Origin of the sequence: Psychromonas sp., from assembly GCF_047632995.1 — a bacterium.
Classification (GTDB): Bacteria; Pseudomonadota; Gammaproteobacteria; order Enterobacterales; family Psychromonadaceae; genus Psychromonas.
The window spans coordinates 1-4,988 of the sequence record NZ_JBLIEK010000185.1; the positions used below are offsets into that span (position 1 = coordinate 1).

5 protein-coding genes are annotated in these 4,988 nt (G+C 40.7%); 3 read left to right on the forward strand and 2 right to left on the reverse strand.

The window, feature by feature from the left end; translation table 11 throughout:
* Window positions 1-906 (reverse strand): glyceraldehyde 3-phosphate dehydrogenase NAD-binding domain-containing protein (locus ACJAT7_RS17785; RefSeq protein WP_415228138.1); only part of this gene is annotated, 906 nt, incomplete at its 3' end.
* Between the two features lie 400 nt (window positions 907-1,306).
* On the opposite strand from ACJAT7_RS17785, the gene ACJAT7_RS17790 reads away from it, so the two are divergent.
* The 3 genes from ACJAT7_RS17790 to ACJAT7_RS17800 all read left to right on the forward strand — a co-directional run bounded on the left by ACJAT7_RS17790 (window position 1,307) and on the right by ACJAT7_RS17800 (window position 4,404).
* Entirely contained in the window at window positions 1,307-2,161 is an 855-nt protein-coding gene (locus tag ACJAT7_RS17790) for a putative selenate ABC transporter substrate-binding protein (protein ID WP_415228139.1), read from the forward strand.
* Window positions 2,161-2,838, forward strand: a complete 678-nt coding sequence (locus ACJAT7_RS17795; RefSeq protein ID WP_415228140.1) for an ATP-binding cassette domain-containing protein — start codon at window positions 2,161-2,163, stop codon at window positions 2,836-2,838. Before ACJAT7_RS17790 ends, ACJAT7_RS17795 begins: the two co-directional genes overlap by 1 nt.
* A gap of 75 nt (window positions 2,839-2,913) precedes the next feature.
* A complete protein-coding gene (locus tag ACJAT7_RS17800) occupies window positions 2,914-4,404 on the forward strand; it encodes a PhnE/PtxC family ABC transporter permease (RefSeq protein ID WP_415228141.1) in 1,491 nt (496 codons plus the stop codon).
* A 198-nt stretch (window positions 4,405-4,602) separates the two neighbouring features.
* Here ACJAT7_RS17800 and ACJAT7_RS17805 read toward each other — a convergent pair whose 3' ends face one another.
* Window positions 4,603-4,899 carry a hypothetical protein gene (locus ACJAT7_RS17805; protein WP_415228142.1) on the reverse strand — a complete coding sequence of 99 codons (297 nt, stop codon included), beginning with the start codon at window positions 4,897-4,899 and terminating at the stop codon, window positions 4,603-4,605.
* Between the last annotated feature and the right edge of the window lie 89 nt (window positions 4,900-4,988).

Here is a 4,988-nt window from a genome sequence, read left to right on the forward strand (position 1 = left end):
GGTTTGGGTGCCGTCAATAATACAAGAACGAGGATCGTGATTAAAGTCAATTGAAACAAGCGGCGCTTCTGTGTAACCCAAAATATCCGTTAAATTAGTTTCAGAGGCCTTAAGCAGACAATCGTTAATCTCCTGAATAGTGACCTCTTTACTGACGGTAATACTGAGGTCCATTGCGGTCACGTTAATGGTTGGAACGCGCACCGCAATCGCCTCAAATTTATTGGCAAACTTAGGCAGGATACGCTCTATCCCTGCGGCTAATTTGGTATCAACGGGAATAATAGACTGGCTTGCGGCGCGGGTACGTCGAAGATCTGAATGGTATGCATCGATCACCGGTTGATCATTCATGGCGGAATGGATGGTCGTAATAGTCCCGCATTTAATGGCAAAGTGTTTATCCAGTGTATCGATCACCGGTACCATGCAATTAGTCGTACAGGATGCGCCGGAAATAAAGGTTTCTTCACCGGTGAGTTGTTGATGGTTTATTCCATAAACGACGGTTGCATCTACATCTGAATTTGCCGGATGTGAAAAAATAACCTTTTTAGCACCGGAGGCCAGATGCGCATCGGCATCGGCTCTAGAGCCGTAAATACCGGTACAATCTAACACTATATCGATATCGTGTTCATGCCAGGGCAAATCAGCAAGTTCAGAAAAACGCACCAGATGAATATTATCATTTTTAATTGTTAAGCGATTATTCTGTAAGTTAACGGGAAAGGGGAAACGACCATGGGTTGAGTCATACTGCGTTAAATGTGCAATCGCTGACGGTTCAGCAAGTTCATTAATAACAACAACTTTGATCTCATCTTGACGGTTATTTTCATATAATGCACGCACTACACTGCGTCCTATCCGCCCGTAACCATTAATAGCAATTCTAATTGACATAATAACTGTAAAACACCCAATAAAAAAACAAACACCATTGTAGGATAAATTTGCGCATAAGCGAATATATTAAAGAGTTTAATTACAGGAGACAGCCTACGAACAAGGCAATCGCCCACTTGCTGTAAGCAATTTATTTGAAATTACATTTATATTATCAACTCTGTCTCAGTTGACACCTAACCCGCACGGTAAGATTAAAACATATAGGATAAAGAAGATCGTCAACGCGAGACGATAGCACTTGATAAAGCCAACTATTAACGGCAGTGGCAACATTAATATACAACACTATCCTCATTGGCCTTCGAAGCAGTTTCCACAAAGTGACCCTAATGAAGCGTTGCATCAATTATCAGGTAAGTTAAAATAGCCGCATTAACCCCCCCCTAGGATTGAGATGAAACTCACACATTTATTATCGGCTGGCCTTTTAAGTTTATTTTCGACGGTTGCATTAAGTGCCACTTTTACTTTTACAGCTATTCCCGATGCCGATGAAAGCAATCTTCGTACTCGTTTTGAAAAAGTCGCCGATTATTTATCTGAGCAGTTGGATGTTGAAGTAAAGTATGTTCCGGTAAAGTCGTATTCTGCTGCGATAACGGCGTTTCGTAATAATCAGGTACAACTTGCCTGGTTTGGTGGTTTATCTGGTGTGCAAGCTCGTGGTTTGGTACCGGGTTCTGAGGCGATTGCGCAAGGGTTTGAGGATCAATCTTTTAAGAGTTATTTGATTGCACATCATTCTGTCGACATAATGCCATCTGATCATTTCCCTGTACTTGATAATTATACTTTTACCTTTGGATCTAAGGGTTCAACATCAGGCCGTTTGATGCCGCAGTTTTTTATTGAGAAAAATTTAGGCAAACCCGTCGACCAGATTTTTAAACGAGTCGGTTTCTCTGGTGATCATAGCCGTACCATCAGCCAAGTCGAAGCGGGTGTTTATCAAGTAGGCGCGGTGAATTATAAAGTCTGGGACACCGCCGTTGAAAAAGGTGAGGTTGATACCAGCAAGGTGAAAGTAATTTGGGAAAGCCCTACCTATCCAGATTATCAATGGACAGTGCGTTCGGGCGTAGACAGTGATTTTGGTGCAGGCTTTAAAGACAAGCTGACTAAAGCATTAATTGGGATGACTGATAAGGATTTATTAGCCAGTTTTCCGCGTAGCTCTTTTGTACCAGCCAAAAATAGCGATTATGAACCGATTGAGCGTGTTGCTAAAACAATTGGAATGATTGATTAATGTTGTCGTTGGTTGATATTGATTTAGGTTATAACCAACAGATTATTTTACCTAAAATTAATTTGTCATTTAAAGAAAATGAACATGTGGCTATTTTAGGTCCTTCCGGCGTGGGTAAAACCACGCTGTTACATCACCTATATCAACAACTGTCCCAACAAACCTGTTTGTGTTCTCAAGCCAGAGGACTGGTGGATAACTTGTCGATTTATCATAACGTCTTTATTGGCGGGCTGGCACGCTATTCTCGCTGGTATAATTTGGCCAATTTGTTATTGCCGTTTAATAAGCCGCAACAAAACATTAGCGCTATTTGCCAGCAGTTTGAGTTAACGGCGCCATTGCACCAGAAAGTCAGCGAATTGTCCGGCGGTCAACGTCAGCGCGTTGCTCTCGCCAGAGCGTTATTTCAGCAACAGCCCGTATTTATGGGCGATGAACCTTTTTCTGCCTTAGATCCATTGATGGGCTTACGACTATTATATTTGATTAAGCAAGCGCATCAGAGTGTTATTTGTGTGTTGCATGATGCCGAATTAGCGTTAGCACACTTTGATCGCATTATTGTGATTAGCGATGGCAAAGTCGCGTTAGATGATAAAGCCAATCAATTAACGCTGGCTCATTTATCGCAGCATTATGCATTAGCAGATACTGTCAAAAATGCAGTGGCATAAATATGAACATCTTGAGACTACAAAACAACTTTTTGATAACTCCATTTTCCCCCTTCAGTAACAATCCTTTCTATTATGTCTAAAACCATGACCTTTAGTGGACTCTCTTTTGTAGGACACTGGCAGAAAATAACGCTGTTGCTTTTACTGATGGTATCAGTGTGTTGGTTTTTTGCTGATACCGAAGTGATTGCACTCGAGCCTTGGAGTGAACTTGGACGTATGGGACAGGGTTTTATTCATCCCGATTTTTTCGCGACGGAGTATTTACTTGAGGCTCTGTGGCAAACCATCAGTTTTGCTTTACTGGGTATAACGCTCGGATTGCTATTGGGCTTTCCATTAGCATTATGGTATCAACACCCTTTGATTGCGGCAATCTGTGCGTTTATTCGTGCTATCCATGAGATATTTTGGGCGCTAATATTTTTACAAATATTCGGCTTATCGGCCATTACGGGTATTTTAGCCATTGCCCTTCCTTACGCTGCCACGTTTGCCCGAATATTTTCGGATATTTTACAGCAAGCACCAAGGCACACGTTATTTTCCCTGCCAAAGGGCACAGATAAACTTTCGGCCTTTATTTATGGCCGCTGGATGCATATGTATCCGCAGATTGTCGATTATATTCGTTACCGTTTCGAGTGTGCGCTGCGCAGTAGTGCTGTATTGGGTTTTATTGGTATGCCAACTTTAGGTTTTTATTTAGAATCGGCTTTTCGCCAAGGGCATTATGAACAAGGCGGTGCATTATTAATCCTATTCGTACTGTTAATTGGCACTATACGCTTTTGGGCTAAACCGATTTTTTTGTGGTTGTATTTACCGCTCGCCGTCTACTTTCTACCGCCTATTCCGACAATTGACGGGCAACTTATTTGGCGTTTTCTCAGCGTTGATATTTTACCGCCTATGCTTCAAGGGCAACCCTTCTTAAGCTGGTTTGAACCTGATATTTTGCCGAAGGTATTTGACTGGGCTTATAAATTAATCAGCCAGCAGGTTTTTCCCGGGATGATTGCCACTTTAGTATTGGCTTTTTGTGCCTTAGGATTAACCTATTTGCTGACCCTGGTTTTATTACCTTTGAATACCCGGTTGATGATGCCCAAAGTGATTATATTAATCATGCGGATCGTGAATTTAATATTACGTTCACTGCCGGAATATTTATTGGCCTTTGTGCTTATGATGCTATTAGGGCCTTCGATGTTACCCGCTATTATCGCTTTAGCGTTACACAATAGTGGCCTTATGGTCTTTTTAATGGCGCGTCAGGCTGACAGTGTGACAGTGCCGATGACTTATAAGCCTAGGATTGATCAATACAGTTATCTGGTTCTTCCTGCCCTATACCCTCATTTTATGGGGCTGTTGTTTTATCGTTTTGAAGTGATTATCCGTGAAACGGCTATTTTGGGTATGATTGGGGTAATGACGTTAGGATTTTATGTTGACAGTAATTTTTCTGAAATTCGCTTTAGTGCAGCCTTATTACTGTTGGTTTTCACTGCAGGGCTCAATGTCATCGTTGATTATATAGCTCGTCGATTATTGCATTAATTTCGCAATCGTTTACAAGCTTGCTAAAATCGTTTCACCATTTAATAGCTTGTATTTGAAATGACTATAGTAATCATCAGGAACACAAATATCTTCTACTTTAAAAATTAATGTTTAGAGATACTAGAAAGGTTTTAAATGCGACTTCGAAGTGTTTTTATGCGAGTTGTAGCCAATAATTGCTGGGGTTACTTTTAATTACGTCACTAGACGTCTGTTTTCGAGATAATGTTCTACTAATTCCAAAATAGCGACATCGGCTAATTGTAATATGTTAAACACTAACCAAAGATGAGGATCATGCTCATACCAGCGTAGTCGAAAAGAGTCAAAACGAAAATCTGAAGCTTTTTCAAAACTAAGAAGGCTTGGTTTATTTTGTTTCACCAAACCAATAATCCCGTTTAAAATAGGCTCTCTAACTTTCTGATCCATTGCTTTAAACTCATCCAATATTTTTCCCAAACGTGGTCGTTTGTCATACCATCTACTCATTGAGCCCCACTTAATCTACCTAGATTATCTGTTTGTACAATATAAAAAAACAATCCTATAAAAATATTAGACCGGCATGCACCGGAAAA

What these genes read in the sequence shown, in the direction of transcription:
- ACJAT7_RS17790 (WP_415228139.1), top strand. Translation starts at nt 1,307, where the DNA reads ATGAAACTCACACATTTATTATCGGCTGGCCTTTTAAGTTTATTTTCG.
- ACJAT7_RS17795 (WP_415228140.1), top strand. Translation starts at nt 2,161, where the DNA reads ATGTTGTCGTTGGTTGATATTGATTTAGGTTATAACCAACAGATTATT.
- ACJAT7_RS17800 (WP_415228141.1), top strand. Translation starts at nt 2,914, where the DNA reads ATGTCTAAAACCATGACCTTTAGTGGACTCTCTTTTGTAGGACACTGG.
- ACJAT7_RS17805 (WP_415228142.1), bottom strand. Translation starts at nt 4,899, where the DNA reads ATGAGTAGATGGTATGACAAACGACCACGTTTGGGAAAAATATTGGAT.